The organism is Flexivirga sp. YIM B11880, from assembly GCF_058148645.1.
Map to the genome: position 1 here is coordinate 31,313 of NZ_JBMAMH010000015.1, position 22,683 is coordinate 53,995.

Genomic DNA, 22,683 nt, shown 5'->3' on the forward strand with positions numbered 1-22,683 from the left:
GGCAAGTCAGCCGCTGACGATGCCTGCGACCAGGTTGATGGTCGCCGCCAGGATGACCGTGCCGAACAGGTAGGACAACAGGCAGTGCCGCAGCACCACGGAGCGGAAGGCCGAGCCGGAGATGCTGGTGTCGGAGACCTGATAGGTCATGCCGAGGTTGAAGCTGAAGTAACTGAAGTCCTTGTATGACGGAGGGTCGTCGTCGTTCCAGTCGATCCCGCCGACCGGCTCGGTGTAGTAGAGCAGCGCGTAGCGGGCGGCATACATCAGGTGCAGCATGGCCCAGCACATGAAGACGCCGAGCAGGCCGACCGCGGCCGCCGCGTGGCCGGTGGTCGAGCGCCCCAGGATCAGCAGCACCACGATCCCGGCCAGGGCACCGAGCGCCGTTGCGACGATGACCAACTCCTCCACGACCGGCCGGAAACTTTCCCGCCGTGTGTGGCGCCGCGTGGCGGCCGCGTCCATCGGCCACAGCGCCACGAACCCGGTGACCACGAATGTCGTTGCCATGGCGGCGATCCCACTCAGGACGGCAAGCGGCAGATTGGTCACCAGCGCCACGGCGACGCCCGCCAGGATGCCCACCAGGACCGCTGTCCCCAAGCGCGGCAACGGCGTGCCGAGCAACCGCATACCTTTTCCTCTCCTGCGCAGCGCGCGAGCCGGCGCTACGCGCAGCCTAGGTGCACGCGCTGCACAGCGGACGAGACCGTCGCAGCAGGGCGGTGGCGCCGGTGTTGTTGGATGACCCCATGGCACTTTTCGGCAAGCGGCGCGACACGAGTGGCGAGGCGATCCAGGACTTCTGGGCGTGGTGGACCGACGGTGGGTCCGGCCAGGTGGCGATGGCCGACGCCCCCGCTGACCAGGTCGCCCTGCTCGGACCTCGGGTCTCGGCGATCGCGCCGGGGCTCGCTTGGGAGCTGGCGCCCGGGAGCGAAGCCGCGCACCTGCTGGTGGTCACCGCCGACGGTGATCCGGAGCTACGAGCGATCGCCCGGCGCTGGCTCGCTGCCGCCCCGCCGGCCGACTTCGTATGGTCGTATGCCGACAGCCGGCAGCCCGCCGCCGCCATCGACGGCCGGCGGATCAGCTTGGAAGGGCACGAGATCGACCTCGGCGGGGTGCAGGTCGGCGTGCGACGCTCCGGCAGCCGGCTGGACGTCACGGTGTTCCACCCGGACATGGAGCAGGTGCCCGAGAACAAGCGGATCACCCTGTGTTTCCTCGCCCTCGACACGGCGCTGGGCGAGGAGATGACCGAGACCTGGATCGGTGAGCTGGCGCCGGTGACGGCTCCGCCGTTGGACGGCTTCGGCCTCGCCGGCCTGCGTGCGGTCGTTCGCGACCTGCGTGAGGAGTTCACCGACGAAAACGGTGACCCGCAGTGGATCTCCTTGCAGGGCAACGGTCCTCGGGGTCCCGTGATCGCCGGTGCACAGGTGCCGCTGGCCGCTGCGTGGGCGCCGCAGCTCGATCAGCACATCGTCGTCGCGGCGCCATACCGCGACCGGGACGACGACGGGTTGCCCGGTGAAGCGGCCAGTGAAGAGCTCGACCGGTTGCGGCACCACGTGTCCGACCGATTGGAGGGTCAGGGCCGCGTGGTCGCCTACGAATGCAGCGGCGGACTGTGCCTGGTGCACGTGTATGCCGACGGCTCCACGCCGGCCGCCGACCAGATCAAGGCCGCGGTGACCGGCTGGGCGGACGGCGCCGTGAAGGTCAACGTGGAGGCGGACCCGGGCTGGTCCGGGGTAGCGCACTTGCGGGGGTGAGCTGTCCCACACCGCGAGTAGCCGGGCGGCACCGCCACGGGCAGCGTGCTTAGCTGGTCGCCGTGAGCAACGAACAGGCCGCTGTGCGAGTGCTGGTCGCCGAGGACGAAGCGATCATCCGGCTCGATCTCGCCGAGATGCTCCGCGAAGCCGGTTACGACGTGATCGACGAGGTCGGTGACGGGCGGCAGGCCGTCGACCGGACGCGCGAGCTGCGACCCGACCTGGTGGTCCTCGACGTCAAGATGCCCGTCCTGGACGGCATCAGCGCCGCGGACGAGATCGGTCGCGACGGCATCGCACCGATCGTGATGCTGACCGCGTTCTCGGACAAGGAACTCGTCGAACGAGCATCGGACGCGGGCGTGATGGCGTATGTGCTCAAGCCGTTCACCATCGAGGACGTCCGGCCGGCCATCACCGTGGCGCTCTCCCGCTGGTCGGAGCGCAAGGCGCTGGAGAAGGAGGTCGCCGACCTCGGCGGCCGGCTCGAAACCCGCAAGCGGATGGACCGCGCGAAGGGCATCCTGATGCAGCAGCTCGGCCTGGACGAGCCGGGTGCGTTCCGGTGGATCCAGAAGACCGCGATGGATCGCCGCCTCGGCATGCGGGAGGTCGCCGATGCGGTCATCGCGGGGGCGGTCGGCGGAGACGAGTGATCGGGCGGCGAGCAGCAGATGTTGGCGATCGGCCCGGCCCTGACGGCGCGCCCGAAGCTGCTGCTGCACGGTGAGCCGTCGATGGGTCTGGCGCCGGGTGCGTCTCGCGGTTCGGACGCCGAGGGCGTACGCTTCGGTCTGCATCTGCTCTTCGGGGGCCGGTTACGACGGAGGAAAGTTGAATGGCCAGATCGGCCGTGCAGGTCACCCGGGTGACGTCCGGGGACGAGGAGTCCTTCATCTCCTTGTGGCGGCATTCCAAGCTCACCGAGGGGCACTCTGACGACCAGATCGAGCGCGCCTTGCGCGAGGGCCGGCTGACCCGTGCGTGTGCCCGCTCCGATGTGCGGATCTACGCCGCGTCGGTCGACAGCGAGCCGGTCGGTTACACCGTGGTCATGTCCGGGCCGGTCTCGGCGCTGCAGGAGACACTGGCGGTCTGGGTCGACGTGCTCTGGGTCAAGCCGGGTCGCCGGCAGCGTGGCGTCGCGGCCGCGCTGCTGAAGGCCGTTGCGGCATACGCGGAGCACATCGGTGCCCCGGAGATCATCTCCTGCGTGCCCTCGTCCAGCCGGGACGCCAACCGGTTCTTCGCCCGACTCGGTTTCGCGTCGGTGGTGACGGAGCGCACCACGACACCGGCAGCGCTGCGGCGCCGGCTCGCCGGCCCCGGGCTCACAACGGTGAGCGACGCGGTCCGGTTGCGCCGGTCGCTGCGCGCCCGGTCCCGCGCCCGCGGGCGTGAGGTGCTCACGCCCGCGGACTGACGCGGCCGGTCCGAGCCCTACTTCGCCTTCGGCGCGCCGTCGCGCAGCAGACAGGTGATCCGGCTGGTGCACAGCCGGTTGCCGTCCTCGTCGGTGATGACCACTTCGTATGACGCCAGCGTGCGCCCCAGCGACAGCGGCGTGGCGGTGCCGGTCACCAGGCCCGACCGGGCGCCGCGGTGGTGAGTGGCGTTGATGTCCAGGCCGACGGCGATCCGGCCCTCGCCCGCGTGCAGGGCCGCGCCGACCGAGCCGAGCGTCTCGGCGAGCACCACGCTGGCGCCCCCGTGCAGCAGTCCGTAGGGCTGGTTGTTGCCCTTCACGGGCATGGTGGCGACGATGCGCTCCGGGCTCGCCTCGACGAAGGTGATGCCCATCCGCTCGCTCAGCGTGCCGGCGCTCAGCTCGTTGAACAGCGCGACCAGGTCGGTGCCGGCGTCGGCGGCGGGGGACTGCGTGGTGTTGTCGGTCATGACCAATAGGCTGCCAGGTGTGAAACGCCTGCTGCTCCTCGACGGTCACTCGCTCGCCTACCGCGCCTTCCACGCCCTGCCCGTCGAGAACTTCTCCACCACCACCGGGCAGCCCACCAACGCCGTCTACGGCTTCACCTCGATGCTGATCAACGTGCTGCGCGACGAGGAGCCCACCCACGTCGGCGTGTGCTTCGACGTGTCCCGGCAGACGTTCCGCGCCGACGAATACGCCGAATACAAGGCCGGTCGCGCCAAGACACCGGACGAGTTCAAGGGGCAGGTCTCGCTCATCCACGAGGTGCTCGACGCGCTCCGGATCCGCTATGTCGAGCTGGCCGGCTGGGAGGCCGACGACCTCATCGCGACGCTGTCCACTCAGGCCGAGGCGCAGGGCTTCGACGAGGTGCTGATCGTCTCCGGCGACCGCGACGCGATGCAGCTGGTCACCGACAAGGTCACGGTCCTCTATCCCGCCAAGGGTGTGTCGGACCTGTGGCGGATGACGCCGGCCAAGGTCGAGGAGCGTTATCTCGTCACGCCGCAACGCTATCCGGACCTGGCTGCGCTGGTCGGCGAGAAGTCCGACAACCTGCCGGGAGTGCCCGGCGTCGGCGCCAAGACCGCCGCGAAGTGGATCACCCTCTACGGTGACCTGCCCGGCATCGTCGACCATGTCGGCGAGATCAAGGGCAAGGTCGGCGACGCGCTGCGCGAGCACCTCGACGGAGTGCTGCGCAACCGCCGGCTCAACCAGCTGGTCCGTGACGTGACGCTCGACGTCACGCCGGACGACCTCGAGCGTCAGGTGTGGGACCGCGACCAGGTGCACCAGGTCTTCGACGGGCTGGAGTTCCGGGTGCTGCGCGAGCGGCTCTTCGCGACTCTCGAGGCCGCCGGCAACGAGGCCGAGGGCGCGGTGGAGGTCGAGGGTTCGGTGCTCGCGCCGGAGGAGGTGGCCGGCTGGGTCGCGGACAACCTCGCGACGCAGGAGCGTGCCGGGCTGCACGTCGTCGGCGACTGGGCGCGCGGCACGGGGGACGTGCGTGCCCTCGCGGTCGCGGTCGGGGAGGAGGAGGCCGCGCGCGCGGCATACATCGACGTCGCGGAGCTGACGCCGGCCGCCGAGAAGGCGGTCCGTGACTGGCTCGCCGATCCGGGCCGGCCCAAGGTGATGCACGATGCGAAGGGCCCGCTCCAGGCACTGTATGCCGCGGGCCTCCCGCTCGCCGGGCTGGTGAGCGACACGGCGCTGGCGGCATACCTCGTGCGGCCCGACCAGCGCGCCTACGACCTCGGCGACCTGGTGTTGCGCTTCCTGCGGCGCGAGCTGCGCCCCGAGCAGGACAACCCGGCCCAGGGCATGCTCGACCTGGACGGGCACGACCACCAGGCCGACGAGGCGATGGTGCAGGCGCGTGCCGTGCTCGACCTGTCGGTGGCCCTCGACAGCCAGGTCGCCGACACCGGCGGCACCGACCTGCTGCGCGATCTGGAGCTGCCGCTGGTCGAGCTGCTCGCCCAGATGGAGCGGGTCGGCATCCACGTCGACCCGGAGCTGCTCGACCGGCTGGAGGGCGACTACGCCGATGCGCTGGACCGCGCGGCCGAGGACGCCTACGAAGCCGCGGCGGGTGAGCGGATCAACCTGGGCTCCCCGAAACAGTTGCAGGTGTTGCTCTTCGACAGGCTCGGCATGCCCAAGACCAAGAAGACCAAGACCGGTTACACCACCGACGCCGACTCCCTGACCGAGCTCTACGCAAAGACCGAGCACCCGTTCCTGGAGGCGCTGCTGCGGCACCGCGACGCGTCCCGGCTGCGGGTCACCGTCGAGGGGCTCACCAAGTCGATCGCCGACGACGGGCGCATCCACACCACCTACCAGCAGACGATCGCCGCCACCGGCCGGCTGTCGTCCACCGACCCCAACCTGCAGAACATCCCGATCCGCACCGAGGAGGGCCGCCGGATCCGGGAGGCGTTCGTCGTCGGGGAGGGTTACGAGTCGCTGATGTCGGCCGACTACAGCCAGATTGAGCTGCGCATCATGGCGCACCTGTCCGGTGACGAGGGGCTGATCGAGGCGTTCCGCAGCGGCGAGGACCTGCACCGCTACGTCGGGTCGCGGGTGTTCGGCGTCGAGCCGGCCGCGGTCACGCCCGAGATGCGCGCCAAGGTCAAGGCGATGTCCTACGGCCTGGCCTACGGATTGTCGGCATACGGCCTGTCCAAGCAGCTGGCGATCAGCACCGGCGAGGCGAGCACGCTGATGGAGGAATACTTCCTGCGGTTCGGCGGCGTGCGCGACTACCTGCGCGAGGTCGTCGACGTCGCGCGCAGGACCGGATACACCGAGACGATGCTGGGCCGTCGGCGCTACCTGCCCGACCTCACCTCGGACAACCGGCAGCGTCGTCAGGCCGCCGAACGTATGGCGCTCAACGCGCCCATCCAGGGCTCGGCCGCCGATGTGATGAAGCTGGCGATGCTGCACCTGCGGGCCGCGCTCGACGCGGCCGACGTGAAGTCACGGATGCTGCTGCAGGTCCACGACGAGCTCGTCATCGAGATCGCGCCGGGCGAGCGCGAGCAGGTCGAGCAGATCGTGCGTCGCGAGATGGGCGGCGCCGTCGACCTCGACGTGCCGCTCGACGTCAGCATCGGCATCGGCGACTCCTGGCACGCCGCGGCGCACTGACGGCGCGGCGCGACTGTTTCGCCAGAGCCGGCGACTCACTTCTCGTCGCTCAGGATTCGCTGGATCTGTGGCGCCAACCAGCCCCACAGGATCGCACCCGATTGTGCGGTGTAGTGCAGGCCGTCCTGGTAGAGCGGGGTGCCGTTGATGGTGTCGTCATACCCCTTTCCGCACAACAGCTGATGGAAGTCGATCACCGGTGTGCCGCTGGATGCGCCCCAGCGGCGGACCTCGTCGTTGATCGTGGCGACCCGCCGGTCGTTGTTGACGTCACGTAAGTCGTCGGTGAGAGCCGGCAGTCGGTGACAGCTCAGCGTGCCGACGGCAAAGTGCGTGGCACCAGCGGCAAGCGCCTGACGACGCATCGTGGACAGCATTCCGCCGAGCCAGTGCAGGTAACCCGGACTGCCGAACTTCAGGACCGCCCCGCGGACCGACATGTCGCTGGTGATGCTTTGCGGCACGGTGAAGATCGCGAGGTCCGGCCGCACCGTGCGGAGTAGCTGCTGCCATTTCGTTCGAAACCCGGGGCAGGACGCGAGCACCGGTTGCGCTTGCCCGTCGACCACCTTGGTCCCTTCGAAGGGATCACAGCCGAAGTTGACGTCGGGCGTCACCGTCAGATCCGGGAACCGGGCCTGCGGGAAGGCGGTCTCCAGGCTGGCCGGGATCGAGTTGCCGATCAGCGCGACCGGGTGCTTCTTTCCCGGGTGGTACGGCGGGATCGTGACCCGGATGCCGACACCATGTGCTGCGGCGGCGCCGACGCTCGACCGTGGGAGGGCGACCAGGGCGACGGTCAACGCGGCGACGGTCAGTGCGGCGACGGGTCGCCCCCATCGGGGTCGGTGCGGGACCAGCGCACGGAGTCCACCGGCGCGCACCGGTCGTTCCACATACCGGTGGGTGAGGTAGGCGAGTGCCATCGACACGGCGAGTTCGAGGATCCCCCGGGGGATCGCGGGCAGGTCCACCCGGCCGTCGTTCAGGAACACGATCACCGGCCAGTGCCAGACGTACAGCGCGTAACTGAGCAGACCAATGCGACGCAGCGGCTCGCTCCCGAGAAGCTGCTGGACACGTGAGCGGATCAGCGAGGAGGCCGCGACGATCGGGGCGACGGTGAGCACGCACAGGGCCGCCAATCCGCCCTGGAACGGGACCGGCGAGGCGTCGTCGAGGACGACGAAGCCGAGCATCAGGATCAGCAGCACGGGACCCGCCAGCCATCTCGCGATCCGGTCGATGCCGGCGGCGAGCCGGTCCCGTTGACCGCCTCCGTCGCCGAAGCCGCGTCCGGCCATCAGCACAGCGAACACGGCACCGAGGAGCAGCTCGAAGGCCCGGGTGTCGGTGCCGTAGTAGACGCGGCTCGGATCGGCGCCGGGGACATAGAGGACCGCCATCCGCCATACCGACAGAGCGGCGAGCGCGGACAGCGCTCCGGCGACGATCCAGTGCCGTCGTTTGCTGCGGCCGGCCAGCGCGAGCAGGCCGATCAACAGCAGCGGGAAGACCAGGTAGAACTGCTCCTCGATCGCCAGCGACCAGGTGTGCACCACCGGGGACGGCATCGACAGGGAGCTGAAGTACTGGTCGTCGGAGAGCAGCAGTCGCCAGTTGGCGACGTAACAGAAGGCGCTGAGGATGTCCCAGGCTGTCGCGGTTCGCCGGGACGCGGGTGCCCAGAACGCCGCGACCATCGAGGTCGCGAGCAGCATCAGCACCAGTGCCGGCAGCAGTCGCCGGGCTCGTGCGAGCCAGAATCCCGGCAGGTCGATCCGTCCCCACCCGCGACGTTCGTGCAGCAGCAGGGAGGTGATCAGGAAGCCGGAGAGGACGAAGAAGACGTCGACGCCGAGCCAGCCACCGTGCAGCCACGGAATGCCGAGGTGATAGCCGACGACCGCGAGGACGGCAACGCCGCGCAGTCCGTCCAGCGCCGGACGGTAGGACAGTCCGTGACGGGGTCTGCGGTCGCGCGCGACCGTCAGCGGTCGCCCGGGATGCTTCGGCGTCGCTCGCGGTTGTCGTCGCGCAGGTCGTCGGTCTCGCGTCGTCGGCTGGATCGCTCGTCATCCTCGTCGTCGTATCGCCGATAGTCGGCGCCCGGCTGCCCGGATCGACCATCGATGTCGTCCCGGCGGCTGTGGCGCCGGTCGGGTTCGTCCTCGGGTTCGGTGGCGTAGCGCTCTCGCCGGGCCCGGCGCTCGCCGGGCCAGTCGTGGTCGAGTCGCTGGTCATCGAGGTCGGCACCACGGAGGCCGTGGTGGTCGTGCGGGATCTGCCGCTGTTCCTCGCGGCGGTCGACTCCGAACAGCGCACCACCGGCGACGATCGTGATGAGTCCGACGGCGAGTGCGGCGAACGCGCGGTAGCGGTTGGCGTCCGCGACCCGCCAGCACACCCCGTCGGCGAAACTGCCGTGGCTGGGGCTCATCGCCGTGCCACAGCCGAAGACCGCGCCGGACGTCGTGCGAACGCTGGTGATCGGGACGACGAAGAAGTAGATCGCCAGCACGATGAAGGCCAGACCGATCAGCACGCAGATCTTGGTCCCCGTGCGCAGGGTCAGCACCGTGCGCGTCTCGACGTCGTCCATGGCGCGTATGTTACTCAAGAGTTGCCTTCCGTTGGTGCCTATGCTCGCGCCGGCTCACCTGCGCCCCGTTGCCGGTATGGCGATCCAAAGCCGAATGCTCGCGGCGGGTCCCGAGGGCAGCGGGACTTCGACGGCGTGTGGTCCGGGATGAGCGTCGCCCACCGACCCCGCGTCGGCGAGTGTCACGACCACGGCGTCCCGCGGTGCGGTGGTGACGTACCAGGAGGCGTTGTCCTCCGGATACGGCCAGGTTCCGAGGTAGTGGGCGGGGTGGTCGTCGCGGACCAGCTGGAACGCCAGCGCGGGGGCCAGACTGATCCAGGACTGCAACCCGTGCGAGTCGATCCGCACAGCGGCGCTGCGCTGGTCGTGGGTGTCGAGGTATCCGGTGACGGCGTTCGAGACGGCGCGGGCCCGGTCGGAGTTCTCCGCCGACGGCGCAGTCGCGAGCGCGGACGCGCACACCGCCGCGATGCTGACGGCGACGACGCCCGCGATCGGCGATGTCACACGCGCCAGGAGCGCCCGGTGCTTCGGGAAGCGCTCCGTCCACCGGAGACCGCGGACCACTTCGATCGCGCGGAGCGCGAGGACGCCATACACCAGCGGCGTGATCACGAGCACCGGAAGCAACCAGAGCCGAGCTGACAGCGAGTCCGTCTTGGACGACACCGCCACCGACTCGGCCGCAATGGTGACCAACATCAGCCAGCTCGCCCGCGACGCGGCCGTGCGGGGCAGTCGTGGACCGGCTGCCGCGGCAAGCAGTAACGACACGAGGACGACCATCCCGAGAGCGACTGCCACCCCGTCCGGCGTGTGTTCGATGCTCGGGCCGAACCGGCCGAGTTCTGTGGGCGACAAACGCCCCACCAGGTAGCCGAAGCCGCCGGGGACACCCGTGGAGGTGCCCTGGGTGCGGGAGGAGTTGGTCAGGAGGCGGAGCACGAGGTGGAGGTTGTTGGGGTGGATCAGCAGCAACTCGAGGAGTGCCGGGAGCCAGGCCAGCAGCACGGCACCACCGGTGAGCAGTCGTCGCCTCCGTTCCTTCCGGGTCCTGCCACGGGACGCGGTGGACTGCCACCCTCGGCTCTCCCGCCAGGCCCGGCGGCCGGCGACAACACAGGCGGTGCCGGCGACGACCAGCACCACCGGGCAGAACGCGAGTTCGGTCTGCGCGGCGAACGATCCGGCGAGCAGCGTGACGCACAGGCCGTGCGGATCCCGGTCGAGGACGGCCCAGGCGCCGACGATCATGAGGAGGAGCGGCAGGGTGCCCGCTGACGGGTTGAGCGGCCGGGCGAGCACGTCGGGCCCGAGCTGCCACTGCGCGAGGAGCAACGCACCGACGACGGGCAGTGCCGTGCGCATGCCGCGCATCCGATACGCCAGGATCGCCACGCCCACGACCGACATGATGTTCAGCAGCGCAGTCGCGGCGACGATGCCCGCGCCGGTGTAGCCGGTGACTGCCGCGATCGGCGCCTCCAGGTAGAACTCCAGCGGCCCCGGATGGTGCGTGCTGAGCTCGGCCCCGAAGAAGTTGCTGGTCGAGCGCATGCCCTGCAACGGCGGGTTGGCGGTGAAGACGTCGTGAATGCGGGTGGTGAGCATCGCGTCGTCGCCCTCGGGAATCCAGCCGATGGCCATCTCGCGCAGCGCGGCGATCACGACCGGGAGCGCGGAGCCCACGCACAACCAGGTGAGAGGCGAGCGCAGCAGTGCCCGGGAGCGACGCCGGATCGATGCACGGCTCGACCCGCCGGCCCGTGGCCGCCGGGTGATCGTCATCGATGCCATGGTGCGTGCAGGGTAACCGAGCGGCCGACCGGCCATAATGCGACCGTGACAGTCGGTGCGATCGTGCTCGCCGGGGGTGAGGGCAGCCGGATGCGTCCGCTGACCGACGACTGCCCGAAGCCGCTGCTGCCGCTCGCCGCGGCACCGCTGGTCGGATATCAGCTGCGCAGGTTGGCTGCCGTCGGTGTCCGGCGGGTCGTGATCGCCACCGGCTACTTGGCCGGTCTGTTCTCCGACGTCCTCGGGGCCGGCGACCGGTGGGGAGTCCGGCTCGGCTACAGCGTGGAGCGGGAACCGCTCGGCACCGGTGGCGCGTTGCGGGCCGCCGTCGCGCAGCTCCCCGACGTCGACCGGGTGATCGTGGTCAACGGTGATCTGCTCTCGAGCCACGACCTGTCGCAGCAACTGCTCGCCACAGCGGCGGGCGCAGTGTCGGTGCATGTGCGGGCCGTGCGCGATGTCGCGCCATACGGACAGGCGATCTGCGACCAGACCGGACGGGTGAGCGCGTTCGCGGAGAAGAGCGGTACTGGTCCCGGGCTGGCCAACGCCGGGACGTATGTCGTGCCGGCCGCGCTGCTGCGTTCGCTGCCGACGGGTCGGTCCTCCTGGGAGCGAGACCTGCTGCCCGCGTTGATCACGGCCGGCGAGGTAGTCCTCGGGTGGCGGGGCGACGGATATTTCCGCGATGTCGGCAACCCCGAGGCCTATCGGCTGGCGTGTGTGGACGCAGTGACCGGCGCGTTGCCGGGAGCGGAGTCCTTCCCGGATGGGTCGTATGTCGGGACCGGTGCGTCGGTGTCACCCGATGCCCACCTGTCCGGCGGCACCAGCGTTCACGAGCGCGCGGTCGTGGAGACCGGTGCTCACCTCGACGGCTGCGTCGTGCTGCCCGGAGCACGCGTCGGTGCCGGCGCCCGGCTCGAACGGTGTGTGGTGGCGACCGGTGCTGCGATTTCGCCCGGCTCGAGCTGCCAGGACCGCGTCCTCAGCGGCATACTTACTCATCGGTAAGCCCACGCATGTGACCCAGGTCGCGGCAAGTATGCTGACGCGACCCCGAGCCCCGAGCACCCCGTGACCAGATGAGCCCACGACCCACCGGCAGTCAATACCGCCCGGCGCTCGATGGACTGCGCGCGATTTCGGTGCTGACGATCCTCGCCTATCACGTCCCGATCTCCTGGGCGAAGGGTGGTTACTGGGGCGTCAACACTTTCTTCGTCGTCTCCGGCTACCTGATCACCGGCCTGCTGTTGCGGGAGTACGACCAGTGGGGCTCGATCGACCTACCGGGTTTCTATCTCCGGCGGGCCCGCCGCTTGTTGCCGGCACTGTTGCTGCTCCTGACGTCCGTTTCCCTGGTCGTCCCTCGGCTTCTCGGCGAGGACACCCCGTCCACGATCCGGGGCGATGGGCTGGCGTCGCTGTTCTACGTCGCCAACTGGCGCTACATCATCACCGGGCAGTCGTACTTCGCGCAGTTCGGCAATGTGGTTCCCTCGCCGTTCAAGCACACCTGGTCGCTCGCGATCGAGGAGCAGTACTACCTGCTCTTTCCGTTGGTGTTGCTCACCGTCCTGCGGCTGGGTGGCCGACGGGCGAAGTCCCGAGCGCTCGTGGTGGTTGTCCTGTTGGCGATCGCGTCCGCCATCGCGATGGCCGTGCTGTACACGCCCGGTGGCGATCCGTCGCGGGTCTACTACGGCACCGACACCCGCATGCAGGATGTGCTCGTCGGCGCAGCGCTTGCCATCGGGCTCTCGCGGCTGCCCGTTCACCGTCTCCAGGTATGGGCGGCTCGGCACCGGGCGGCGCTCGGCGCAGCGGGCTGGTCCTGCCTGGCCGGAGTCCTGGCGTGGTGTGCCACCGTGCCGGTGTCCGGCTGGGTCTTCGACGGCGGTTACCTGACGTTCGACCTCATCGCGGCCGGCCTCGTGCTCGTGGTCGAGTTGCTGCCGGCCGGTCCAGTGGCACGGGCCCTCGGCTGGCGGCCGCTGGCCTGGATGGGGATGGTCTCCTACGGGTTGTACCTGTGGCACTATCCGATCTTCGTCGTGCTGACGGCCGATCGCGTCCATCTGTCCGGCATACCGCTGCAGTTGCTGCGTTTCGGTCTGACCTTCGGCATCGCCGCCGCCTCCTACTATCTGGTGGAGAACCCGATCCGGACCGGCGCGCTGCGCAGGTTCGGATCGAAGCTGCGGCGCGCGCTTCCGCTGGCTGCCGTTGCCGTGACGGCCGTCATTGTGGCGGTCTCGGTCAACGGCATGCGGCTCGCGCCGACCGCGCAGGCCGGCTCGAACACCGTGGTCAGCGGCGCAGGCGACGGGCGCTACCGCGTGCTCATCGTCGGTGACTCGGTCGGCTTCTCACTCGGTTACAACTTCCCGGCAGCCGTCTTTCCGGATGTGAAACCCACTGCGGACGTCGACTTCGGCTGCGGCACGGCCGAGCAGCACATCGTCGTCGACGGCACGGCGCAGCCCGCGGAGCAGGGCTGCGACAACGTCTTCCTGCAATGGTCGGACGGTGTCGCCAGCACTCGGCCGAATCTTATCGTCTGGAGCTTGGGCGCCTGGGAGGTCTACGACCACGACGTCGACGGCAAGATCCTCACAGTCGGCAGCGCCGCCTATGCGGCATACCTCAGAAGCAGGCTCGACGACGGGCTCGCCGCGATGCAGCGGGCCGGTGCACGCGCCCCGATCATCATCCCGAAGGTGCCCTGTTACGGGCAGCCGAAGTATGTCGTCGGTGGCGTCAACATGGCGACCGCGCGCAACGATCCGAGGCGGGCGGCAGCAGTGAACAGGGTGCTGGAGGCGTTCGCCGCCGATCACTCCTCATCGGTGCATCTGGTCGATCCGGACGAATTGGTCTGTCCGGCCGGGAAGTTCACCGAGAAGGTGCACGGCGTGCAGTTGCGAGACGACGGCGTGCACTACACCAAGGCCGGGGCAACAGCCTTCTGGAAGTGGCTCATGCCGCAGCTCGTCAAGTGGGCGCCCAACGTCCCGAAGGCCGCACCGTGAGAGGAACACCTGTCATTCGTCGCCTCGCAGCCCTCGACGGGATACGCGGCGTCCTCGTCATCTTCCTGCTCTGCTACCACTTCGGGTTCACCCAGTTGAGGGGTGCCTGGCTGACCCTCAACGTCTTCTTCGTGCTGTCCGGCTTCCTCATCGTCCGGTTGCTGGTCCAGGAACGGGCCCGCACCGGGCGGATCAGCTTCCTGGCGTTCTACGCCCGACGCGCCCGTCGACTGTTCCCGGCGCTCGCGGTCCTGCTCGCCACCGTCGTCGGCTACGGTCTCCTGTTCGCTCCCGGCACAGTGCGGAGTTCGCTTCGCTGGGACGTGCTGGCGACCATGGGCTACTTCATGAACTGGCGCCTGATCGCCCAGAGCAACCAGTACTTCGCCCAGTTCGCCGAGCCGTCCCCGCTGCAGCACGCGTGGTCACTCTCGGTGGAGGAGCAGTTCTATCTGGTTGTCCCGGCGTTGGTGCTGCTGCAGATGGCGGTGCTGCGCACCCGCCGAGCATTGATGCTGACCCTGCTCGGGCTGGCGCTGGTCTCGGCGGCCTGGATGGCGTACGTCGGGGTCGGCAACGATGTCGCCCGCTCGCACCTCTACTACGGCACCGACACGCGCGCGCAGTCGCTCCTCCTCGGAGCGGTGGTCGGTGTCCTCACTGCACAGCTGGGAACCGGTGAACGGCGGAACCCGTTGCCAGCGAAGACCGTTCAGCTGCTCGGCTGGACCGGCCTAGCCGTCACGGTCGTCGGTTTCGTCGTCGCGGTCCCGCAGACGCCACTCATGGCGGACGGCGGGATGTTCGCCCTGTCCGTGCCGGCCGTCGCCTGGGTCTGGGCAGCAGCCGACGAGCGGATCGGGCCGCTGCAGCGAACACTCTCCGTATGGCCGCTCGCTGCGCTGGGCCGGATCTCCTACGGCGCGTATCTCTGGCACTGGCCGATCGGCCTGTGGCTCGACGAGCTCTTGCCGGACGGCACGACCGTGCTGCGGGTCGTGCTGGGCTTCGTCCTGACCATCGGTGTCGCGACCGTCTCCTACCAGCGCATCGAGCGGCCCATCCACGACCGCGGCTGGCGCTCGATCGCCGGCGGCGTCTTCCGGGCCCGGTCGATCGCAGCCGCCACAGTGGCTGTTCTCGCGATTGCCGCAGCGGGCATCGGGGTGGGCGCACCGAGTGCCGGTGCCGGTCAGCCGGCGCTCGCCAGCACGGCACGGATCATCCCCCTGCTGCCCGGGCAGCCGGCGTTCCACGAGCCCGCTCACCCCTACACCGTTGCGCTGTATGGCGATTCGGTGCCATACCTGTTGGTCAAGAACTACCCCTCGGGTGCATTTCCCGGAGTCACCGCGCGAGCTGTTGCGCTGCCGGGTTGCGACTTCTTGCCACAGCCGTGGATCGACCCGGCCCACGGGGACCCGTGGCCCGCCTCGTCCGAGTGCCGGAGCTTTCAGCAGACCCTGAATTCGAACGTCGCCGATGCACACAGCGATCTGCTGGTCATTTTCCCGGGCGCCCTCCTCGCGTTTCGGCACGAATTCGGCAACGACGTCCTCTGGTGGGGGGACAAGCGGTATGAGGACGCCGTCGCGCAGCGGCTCGATGCGGTCGTGAACGCCGCGCACCGTGCCGACTCACGAGTGGCCGTGGTGACCGGAAGCTGTCGCAGCACCGTACCCAAGGACCTCCGAGCGATCATCGGCTCCCTGCAGAAGACCGACCCCGAGCTGATGCGCGAAGTGAAGTCCGGCGACAAGATGAACGCGTTCATTCGTCGGTGGGCCACATCGCGAGGGGTGCCATTGGCAGACCTGCACCGGGCTGTGTGCCCGAACGGCACGCCACGCTCCATCCCCGGCATGCCGATCTTCGGCGATGACATCCACTTCTCGCCACAGTTCACGCCGAGCGTCTGGGCCTTTCTGATCGCGGAGTTGGGCAAGGATCGATGAGCCGACCGGGCCTTCGCGCTGCGCCGAGCCGCCGGCGCTACGACGCCATCGACGGCTACCGGGGGCTGTTCGTCGTCCTCGTGATGCTCTATCACGTCGGCGTGACCGCGCTGGTCGGCGGTTGGGTCGGCATCAACCACTTCTTCGTGTTCTCCGGGTTCCTGATCACCCGCATGCTGGTGAAGGAGTTCGGGCGGACCGGGCGAGTCAGCCCGCTCGACTTCTACCGGCGCCGGGTCCGGCGCATCGTGCCGGCGATGGTCGTCCTCGTCGTCGCGGTTCTGCTGCAGGCCGCGCTGTTCGCGGATCCGGTGGACCGGGAGCAGACCGGCGGCGACTCGGTCGCCACCCTCGGGTTCTTTCTCAACTGGCGACTGATCAGCCGGCACGACGCCTACTTCAGCATGTTCGGCGAGCCGAGTCCGTTGCGTCACGCCTGGACGTTGTCCGTCGAGGAGCAGTTCTACGTCGTCGCCCCCTTCGTGATCGTGCTGATCTGCTGGTTCCTGCGCTCCCGCCCGTCCCGGGCGGCGTGCGCGTTCGCACTCGCCGTGCTGTCGGCGGCGTGGTCGGCACATCTGCACTATGGCGGACTCGGCGACGAAGCACGCTTCTACTACGGCACCGACATCAGGGCCCAGGCGCTGCTCGTCGGCGTCGCCGCCGGTCTCCTGCTGTCCGTGGATCGCCATGGAAAAGAGCCCATTTCACTGCCGCGCGGCACCACCCATGTGCTCGCGTGGATCGGCTTCGGCACGTCGCTGGCGGCATTGTTCGTGCTCAGCCCGACCAGTGCCTGGGTCTACAACGACGGCGGCATGCTGCTCTTCGCGGTCGCCGCCGCGTTGATGGGCTTCGCAGCGATCGACCAGCGGGGGCTACTGATCAACCGGATGTTCTCGTGGCCGCCGCTGGTCTATCTCGGGCGGATCTCCTATGGGCTCTACCTCTATCACTGGCCGATCCATCTTTGGCTCACCATGCCGGTCCTACCGCGCTGGCTGGCCGGCGCGATTCAGCTCCTGCTGGCGCTTGCCGTGGCATCGGTCTCGTTCCGCTACCTGGAGCTGCCGATCATGCGCTCCGGCCTGCGCGGTGTATGGCGCCGGCGGCGCGCCCGCCGGACGATCCCGATCGGGATGCTCATCGCCTCGCTGCTCGGCGGCATGGTGCTGTGGCAGGGGAGCGCGGGAGCAGCTGCGTCGACGCCCGGCCTCGTCCCCGGACAAGCGGCGTACCGCCCGAGCGACACCGTCTATCGGGTGGGGGTGCTCGGCGACTCGGTCGGTTCGTCGCTCATGGCGGGCTGGCGACCGGCCCAGTATGGCGATCTGCGGCTGACCGATCAGACGCTCATCGGTTGTGATCTGATCGCCGACCCCACCTGGCACGACGGCTCGGTGGGCGAGCCGGAGCCGCAATGTGCCTCGTGGCGGCGCGACTGGCCCCGGCAAATGCGCGACGCGCACGACGGCTCGATGATCCTGGTGGCCGGTGCGCAATTCCTGACCGGGCACCAGGTCGCCGGTCACGCGGTGCGACCCGGCACGACCGCCATGCGCGACCTGATCGACGGCACCTTGACCGGTATCCGCGATCAGGCACGCCGTGCCGGTGTCGCGACGATCACGCTGGTGAACCTGCCGTGCCGGCGCATCGACCCGAACGAGCTGGATCCCTCGTTGCGTTTCTTCGCCGCGCAAGGAAGCAACGACACCACGGTCGAATGGACGAACGACGTAATGTCTCAATGGGTTTCCGCGCACGCTGGGGTACGTCTCGCCGACCTCCACGCTCGGCTGTGTCCGCACGGCTTCCAGCCGGCGGTCCACGGTGTGCAGCTCTACCACGACACGCTGCACTTCACGCCGGACGCCGCCACGATGATCTGGACCTGGCTCGCACCCGTCGCACGGTCTGCGGCTCAGCGCTGAATCTCCCCGGTGAGTGATCCGGGACCGGTCGCACTGCTGCCCGCGGAGTGGCATCCTGCGCTGGTGAGCGAACTGAGCGCCGACGAGCGGCGCGTACTGGAGCAGCTGGACGACGCGGCCATCCTGGCCGATCTCGCGGCGCTCGTCGGTATTCCGTCGGTCGGCGGCACCGCCGGTGAAGTGGCTGCGCAGCGGTGGTGTGCCGAGCGGTTACGGATGCTGGCGTTCGACGTCGACGAGTGGCGGATCGACCTTCCGGAGTTGACCGCGGATCCGGATTTTCCGGGCGCGGAGGTGGACCGGACAGAGGCACTGGGTGTCGTCGGTGTGCTTCCTCCGACGAGTGCCGCCACGGCAACACAGCTTCCGGCACTCGCCTTCTGCGGACACACCGACGTGGTGCCCCCGGCCAGCGTCGGCGCGTGGACGAGCGACCCGTTCGTGCTGCGGATCCAGGACGGCATCGGCTACGGCCGAGGGGTCTGTGACATGAAGGCCGGAGTGGTCGCGATGATCGCCGCCGTCGATGCGCTGCGGCGAGCAGGCATCGACCGGACCCGACCGATCGCGATCCACTGCGTGAGCGGCGAGGAAGACGGTGGTCTCGGCGCGTTCGCGACGCTGCGCAGGGGGCACCGGGCAGCGGCGTGCGTCATCACTGAACCGACCGCGGAGGCCGTTATCCCGACCAATGCCGGCTCGTTGACCTTCCGGATCGAGGTGCCGGGTCTGGCGACCCACGGCTCCCAGCGCTGGCAGGGGGTGAGCGCTCTCGACAAACTGGACGTGGTGCAAGACGCGCTTCGTCGCCTGGAGAGAGATCGAAACGCTGAAGTACCAACGGAGTTCTCGCATCTCGAACTGCCCTGGCCACTGTCGATCGGAGTGGTGCGCGCAGGCGACTGGGCGAGCACCGTTCCGGACCTGTTGGTCGCCGAGGGTCGTTACGGAGTGCGGCCGGGGGAGGCGATCGGGGACGCGCAGCGGGCCTTCGAGCAGGCGGTGGCCGCAGCGTGCGAGCAGGACCAGTGGCTGCGCGATCACCCGGTGCGCGTCAGCTGGCCCGGCGGCCGGTTCGCGGCCGGGCGGTTGCCGGCCGGGCACCAGCTCCTCGGCCGGGTCAGCGAGGCGGTGGCTGCCGTGCGCGAGAAGGCGCCCGCGGTGGCCGGGGCGCCATACGGCTCCGACCTGCGGTTGTATGCCGCCGCCGGCGTGCCCACCCTGCAGTACGGCCCGGGACGCGTCGAGCAGGCGCACGCGGTGGACGAATCGGTCGAACTCGCCGACGTGCTGGCGTGCGCGCGGGTGTATGCACTGCTCGCCGCGCAAGCGGTTGCGAAACGGGACGGATGATCTCGCCGGTCGGTAGGTTTGGGGTGACATCCAGAAAGGCGGACGACGATGATGGGCCGACTGCCCGTGCTCGACTGGTTCGACGACAAACTCGGCAGCGGCGTCGAGGCCGCGGTCGCCGCCGAGCACCGGTTCCGCTTGCGGCGACACGGACACTCCGAACTGACCCGCCCGCCGGCTGCAGCCGATCCTCCTGGGTGGGTCGACGGCGTCCCGGTGCGCACGGGCAACCGGATGGAAGTTCTGGTCGACGGCGAGGAGGCGCTGGCGCGGATCCAGGACGCAATCGCGGGAGCGCGGTCGCACGTTCACATCGCGGGCTGGCACACCAGCCCCGACTTTCTCCTTCGTCCCGAGGGGCCGCCGTTGCGCGATCTCCTGGCCCAGAAGGCGGAGAGCGTTCCGGTCCGGTTGCTCATGTGGGCGGGTCCACCGCTGCCCGTCTTCTCGCCTTCTCGCGGCCACGTGGCGAAGGACCGGCTTGAGTTCCAACGGGATTCACGCATCGAGTGCGAGTTGGACAAGCGGGAGCGGACACTGCACTGCCATCACGAGAAGTTGGTCATCGTCGACGGCGAGGTCGCGTTCGTCGGCGGCATCGACCTGACGCACCTGGGCGGCAACCGGCTCGACGGCAACCGGCACCCGAAAGCCGGGCAACTGGGCTGGCACGACTGCGCGAGCGTCATCCAGGGACCGGCTGTAGCCGATGTCGAGCGTCACTTCGTGGACCGCTGGCGCGAGCTGACCGGTCACGAGCTAACCGTCTCGGGTCCGAGTGAGCCGGTCGGCGAGGTCGACCTCCAGGTCCTGCGAACGGTGCCGAATGACGTCTACGGCTTCCTACCCGACGGCGAATTCTCGGTCCTGGCCGCCTATCTGCAAGCGCTGCGCGGAGCACAGCGGTTCATCTATCTGGAGAACCAATTCCTGTGGTCCGTGGAAATCGTCGACATCCTGATCGACAAGCTGCGCAATCCACCGACCCCGGATTTCCGGTTGTTGCTGGTGCTTCCGCTGCGCCCCAACAACGGCAAGGACACCACGCGCGGGCAGTTGGGCCGGCTGATCGACGCCGACGACCACGGCCGAATGCTCGCCGCGACGGTGCTGGGCCCCACTGCGGCAAGCCCGGGCGTCTACGTGCACGCGAAGATCGGCATCGTCGATGACCGCTGGCTCACACTGGGCTCGGCGAACCTCAACGAGCACTCGCTCTACAACGACACCGAGATGAACCTGCTCACGCTGGACGGAGAACTCGCCCGCACCACCCGGATCCGGCTCTGGAGCGAGCACCTCGAGCTGCCGGCCGAAGAGCTCGATGGTGATCCGGCGTCGCTGATCGACACGGTCTGGCGCAAGCAGTGCGATGCACAGGACGCCATCTCCGACGAGCACGCAGACCCGATCCACCGAGTCCGGCACATCTCCGGGTTGTCGCACCGGCTGGACCGGTTGCAGGGCCCGTTGCGTGGGCTGCTCGTCGACGGGTGATCGAGCGACACGAATATCGAACTCGTCGGTAACCCGCCGGAGAGCCGGCGCTAGTCTCTGCGCTCATGCAGACCTCTCGCGTCTTCGACGCCTTGGCCGACGCATTCCCCGGTGACCCACGGTCGACCGACCCGGTCGACGCTCGCTGGCAGCAGCTGACCGAGCAGGTTGCCGGCTACACCGGCCGCAACGAGCTCGCGGTCCTCAATGCCGCGGCCGGCGCGCTGCCGGACGGCGAGGCCTACCTCGAGGTCGGCACCTTCAAAGGGCGCTCCCTCGTCGCCGCCGTCCAGGGCAACGAGGACAAGACGTTCTTCGCGATGGAGAACTTCCTGGAGTTCGGTATGGCGGGCCACGAGGCCCGGGCCGAACTGACCGACAATCTCAGCCGATTCGGCGGAGCAGCCGACATCCGGCTGCTCGAGGGTGACGCATTCACCCTGATGGCGCAGCCCGGCGTCGTCGACCGCCCGGTCGGCGTCTATTTCTACGACGGCGAACACACGCTGCTGGCGCACTACCTGGCACTCGCCGTGGTGGAACCGGTGCTGGCCGACGAGGCGCTCGTGCTGATCGACGACGCCAGCTGGCCGGTGGTGCAGCGGGCCCACCGGATCTTCCTGCGCCGCCACCCGGGCTGGCGCATCGCGGCCGCCTGGGATGCGGAGCACGCCGACGACCCGCGCTGGTCCAACGGACTGCACGCACTGGTCTTCCGACGCACCGACGGTCGTCGGCGCCCCAGCCGCACGGACGAACTGTTGCGCCACTACCAGACCTCGGTGCAGGACCGGGTCAACAAGGTCGCGTGGGGCTTCGCCGACCGGTTCCCGGGCCCGGTCAGGAGTCTCGCGGGACTCGTGCTATCCCGCTCGCGGGCCATCGGCAGCGACGATCACTGACTCGTCGGGCAGCGCGGACGCCTGATGCCGCAGCACGACACGCACCAAACCGGCCACGGCGACCACCAGCGCACCGACGAAACAGACCCCGATGATCTGTTCCGGTGAGTGATGCCAGACGCCGGCGATCGCGACGACCTCCGCGGCGATCACCGCCCAGGTCAGGCCGCCGAGCAGGCCTGCGTTGCTGCCCATCTCGGAGAAGAGCCACACCTGGGCCAGCGCCCACGCGACCCCGAGCACGACGCAGAGCAGCGCGAGATGACCGAACTCGCCGTAGTCGGTGCCGCCCGCGACGGTGATCCACATCCGCGGCGAGATGGCGACGACACCGAAGCCCACCACCCCGATGGCGGCGACCACGGCGCTCGCCCGGAGCAGTGTGCGGCTCGGCCGGGAGCCCTGCATGCGGGGCACGATGATCAGCGCGACGAACTGCGTCCCCCAGCACATCGCCCGCGCGAACGTCGACGCCAGCGCATAGCCGCCGGACTGATGCGGGTTGAGGAAGTGCCGGGCGAGCAGCATGTCGACGTTGGTCAGGGCGATGTATGCCGCCAGGGTGCTGTTGGACCGCAGCAGCTCGTGGGCGATCCGGCCGGAGCGCGGCAGCAGCCGCAGATCGGCACGGCACAGCCATGCTCCGACGAGCGCGGTGGCGCCGCCGGCGATCAGCATCGCGGCGAACACGCCGGTGACGTCGGCGCCGGCGAGTGCACTGGCCGCGGCGGCGAGCAACCGGGTCACCGCGTTGACGAGGTAGAGGCCGCCGAGCGTCCGCAGCCGGCCACGGCCGAGCAGGATCCCCTGGAAGCAGCCGGTCGCCATCATCGGCACGAGCATGCCGCCGAGCAGCACCGCCGCCCACCCGGACGGCAGGTGGAACCAGCGCGCGAGCGCGGGCGAGATCAGCGCCGTGACCAAGAAGCAGGCTGCGCCGATGAGCAACGCCGGTTGCAGCGCACTCGTCGGCTGCTCGGGATCGTCCCCCGAGAGACGTCGTGCCACCACGATCTGGAAGACGCCGGCCGGGATGGCCAGCAGCACGCCATACGTCGACAGCGCGGTGTAGCCGCCGAACTCGCCGGGGCCGAGTGGGCGCGACAGCAGCATCACGACGAGGTAGCCGAGCCCGTTCGCCATACCCATCGCCAGACCGAGCAACGCGCCCATGGTCGCCGTCGAGGACGGTGCCCGAAGGGCGCTGCGTGTGCTCACGACCAC

Annotated in this window: 17 protein-coding genes and 1 pseudogene; 12 read left to right on the plus strand and 6 right to left on the minus strand. The window is 69.3% G+C overall.

Annotated elements, in window-relative coordinates; all coding sequences use genetic code 11:
* Nucleotides 1-6 precede the first annotated feature (6 nt).
* Entirely contained in the window at nucleotides 7-636 is a 630-nt protein-coding gene (locus tag ACN8HC_RS16995) for a DUF1345 domain-containing protein (protein ID WP_490076028.1), read from the minus strand.
* 119 nt (nucleotides 637-755) lie between these two features.
* Between ACN8HC_RS16995 and ACN8HC_RS17000 the strand changes: the two genes are divergently transcribed.
* The 4 genes and pseudogenes from ACN8HC_RS17000 to ACN8HC_RS17015 all read left to right on the plus strand — a co-directional run bounded on the left by ACN8HC_RS17000 (nucleotide 756) and on the right by ACN8HC_RS17015 (nucleotide 3,207).
* Complete coding sequence (locus ACN8HC_RS17000) at nucleotides 756-1,781, plus strand: DUF695 domain-containing protein (RefSeq protein WP_490076029.1); 1,026 nt, start codon at nucleotides 756-758, stop codon at nucleotides 1,779-1,781.
* Between the two features lie 53 nt (nucleotides 1,782-1,834).
* Nucleotides 1,835-2,440, plus strand: a complete 606-nt coding sequence (locus ACN8HC_RS17005) for an ANTAR domain-containing response regulator (protein ID WP_490076060.1) — start codon at nucleotides 1,835-1,837, stop codon at nucleotides 2,438-2,440.
* A pseudogene (locus ACN8HC_RS17010) lies at nucleotides 2,441-2,536 on the plus strand (ABC transporter ATP-binding protein); the annotation flags it as partial.
* Nucleotides 2,537-2,622: 86 nt separating this feature from the next.
* A complete protein-coding gene (locus tag ACN8HC_RS17015; RefSeq protein ID WP_490076030.1) occupies nucleotides 2,623-3,207 on the plus strand; it encodes a GNAT family N-acetyltransferase in 585 nt (194 codons plus the stop codon).
* A gap of 17 nt (nucleotides 3,208-3,224) precedes the next feature.
* On the opposite strand, the gene ACN8HC_RS17020 is transcribed toward ACN8HC_RS17015, so the two are convergent.
* Nucleotides 3,225-3,680, minus strand: a complete 456-nt coding sequence (locus ACN8HC_RS17020) for a PaaI family thioesterase (RefSeq protein ID WP_490076031.1) — start codon at nucleotides 3,678-3,680, stop codon at nucleotides 3,225-3,227.
* A gap of 19 nt (nucleotides 3,681-3,699) precedes the next feature.
* Here ACN8HC_RS17020 and polA point away from each other — a divergent pair, with 19 nt between their 5' ends.
* Nucleotides 3,700-6,381, plus strand: a complete 2,682-nt coding sequence (gene polA / locus ACN8HC_RS17025) for a DNA polymerase I (RefSeq protein ID WP_490076032.1) — start codon at nucleotides 3,700-3,702, stop codon at nucleotides 6,379-6,381.
* Nucleotides 6,382-6,416: 35 nt separating this feature from the next.
* Here polA and ACN8HC_RS17030 read toward each other — a convergent pair whose 3' ends face one another.
* The 3 genes from ACN8HC_RS17030 to ACN8HC_RS17040 are packed head-to-tail and all read right to left on the minus strand — an operon-like array spanning nucleotide 6,417 to nucleotide 10,774.
* Nucleotides 6,417-8,450 carry an acyltransferase family protein gene (locus ACN8HC_RS17030; protein WP_490076061.1) on the minus strand — a complete coding sequence of 678 codons (2,034 nt, stop codon included), beginning with the start codon at nucleotides 8,448-8,450 and terminating at the stop codon, nucleotides 6,417-6,419.
* The gene (locus ACN8HC_RS17035) at nucleotides 8,372-8,983 is read right to left on the minus strand and encodes a DUF308 domain-containing protein (protein WP_490076033.1); all 612 of its coding nucleotides are present in this window, start codon (nucleotides 8,981-8,983) and stop codon (nucleotides 8,372-8,374) included. Before ACN8HC_RS17035 ends, ACN8HC_RS17030 begins: the two co-directional genes overlap by 79 nt.
* A gap of 54 nt (nucleotides 8,984-9,037) precedes the next feature.
* Nucleotides 9,038-10,774: a hypothetical protein gene (locus ACN8HC_RS17040; protein WP_490076034.1), complete on the minus strand. Its 1,737-nt coding sequence runs from the start codon at nucleotides 10,772-10,774 to the stop codon at nucleotides 9,038-9,040.
* A gap of 54 nt (nucleotides 10,775-10,828) precedes the next feature.
* Here ACN8HC_RS17040 and ACN8HC_RS17045 point away from each other — a divergent pair, with 54 nt between their 5' ends.
* The 7 genes from ACN8HC_RS17045 to ACN8HC_RS17075 all read left to right on the plus strand — a co-directional run bounded on the left by ACN8HC_RS17045 (nucleotide 10,829) and on the right by ACN8HC_RS17075 (nucleotide 21,459).
* Nucleotides 10,829-11,797, plus strand: coding sequence for a nucleotidyltransferase family protein (locus ACN8HC_RS17045; RefSeq protein WP_490076035.1), 969 nt, complete (start codon nucleotides 10,829-10,831; stop codon nucleotides 11,795-11,797).
* A 71-nt stretch (nucleotides 11,798-11,868) separates the two neighbouring features.
* Nucleotides 11,869-13,818, plus strand: a complete 1,950-nt coding sequence (locus tag ACN8HC_RS17050) for an acyltransferase family protein (RefSeq protein ID WP_490076036.1) — start codon at nucleotides 11,869-11,871, stop codon at nucleotides 13,816-13,818.
* On the plus strand, nucleotides 13,815-15,773 hold the full coding sequence (locus tag ACN8HC_RS17055; protein ID WP_490076037.1) for an acyltransferase family protein: 1,959 nt from the start codon (nucleotides 13,815-13,817) through the stop codon (nucleotides 15,771-15,773). Before ACN8HC_RS17050 ends, ACN8HC_RS17055 begins: the two co-directional genes overlap by 4 nt.
* Nucleotides 15,770-17,707 carry an acyltransferase family protein gene (locus ACN8HC_RS17060; RefSeq protein WP_490076038.1) on the plus strand — a complete coding sequence of 646 codons (1,938 nt, stop codon included), beginning with the start codon at nucleotides 15,770-15,772 and terminating at the stop codon, nucleotides 17,705-17,707. The genes ACN8HC_RS17055 and ACN8HC_RS17060 overlap by 4 nt, the downstream gene beginning before the upstream one ends.
* Before the next feature lie 9 nt (nucleotides 17,708-17,716).
* Complete coding sequence (locus ACN8HC_RS17065; RefSeq protein WP_490076039.1) at nucleotides 17,717-19,060, plus strand: ArgE/DapE family deacylase; 1,344 nt, start codon at nucleotides 17,717-17,719, stop codon at nucleotides 19,058-19,060.
* A 48-nt stretch (nucleotides 19,061-19,108) separates the two neighbouring features.
* Nucleotides 19,109-20,557, plus strand: a complete 1,449-nt coding sequence (locus tag ACN8HC_RS17070; protein ID WP_490076040.1) for a phospholipase D-like domain-containing protein — start codon at nucleotides 19,109-19,111, stop codon at nucleotides 20,555-20,557.
* A 65-nt stretch (nucleotides 20,558-20,622) separates the two neighbouring features.
* Entirely contained in the window at nucleotides 20,623-21,459 is an 837-nt protein-coding gene (locus ACN8HC_RS17075; RefSeq protein WP_490076041.1) for a class I SAM-dependent methyltransferase, read from the plus strand.
* Here ACN8HC_RS17075 and ACN8HC_RS17080 read toward each other — a convergent pair.
* The gene (locus tag ACN8HC_RS17080) at nucleotides 21,421-22,677 is read right to left on the minus strand and encodes an MATE family efflux transporter (protein WP_490076042.1); all 1,257 of its coding nucleotides are present in this window, start codon (nucleotides 22,675-22,677) and stop codon (nucleotides 21,421-21,423) included. The genes ACN8HC_RS17075 and ACN8HC_RS17080 overlap by 39 nt on opposite strands.
* Between the last annotated feature and the right edge of the window lie 6 nt (nucleotides 22,678-22,683).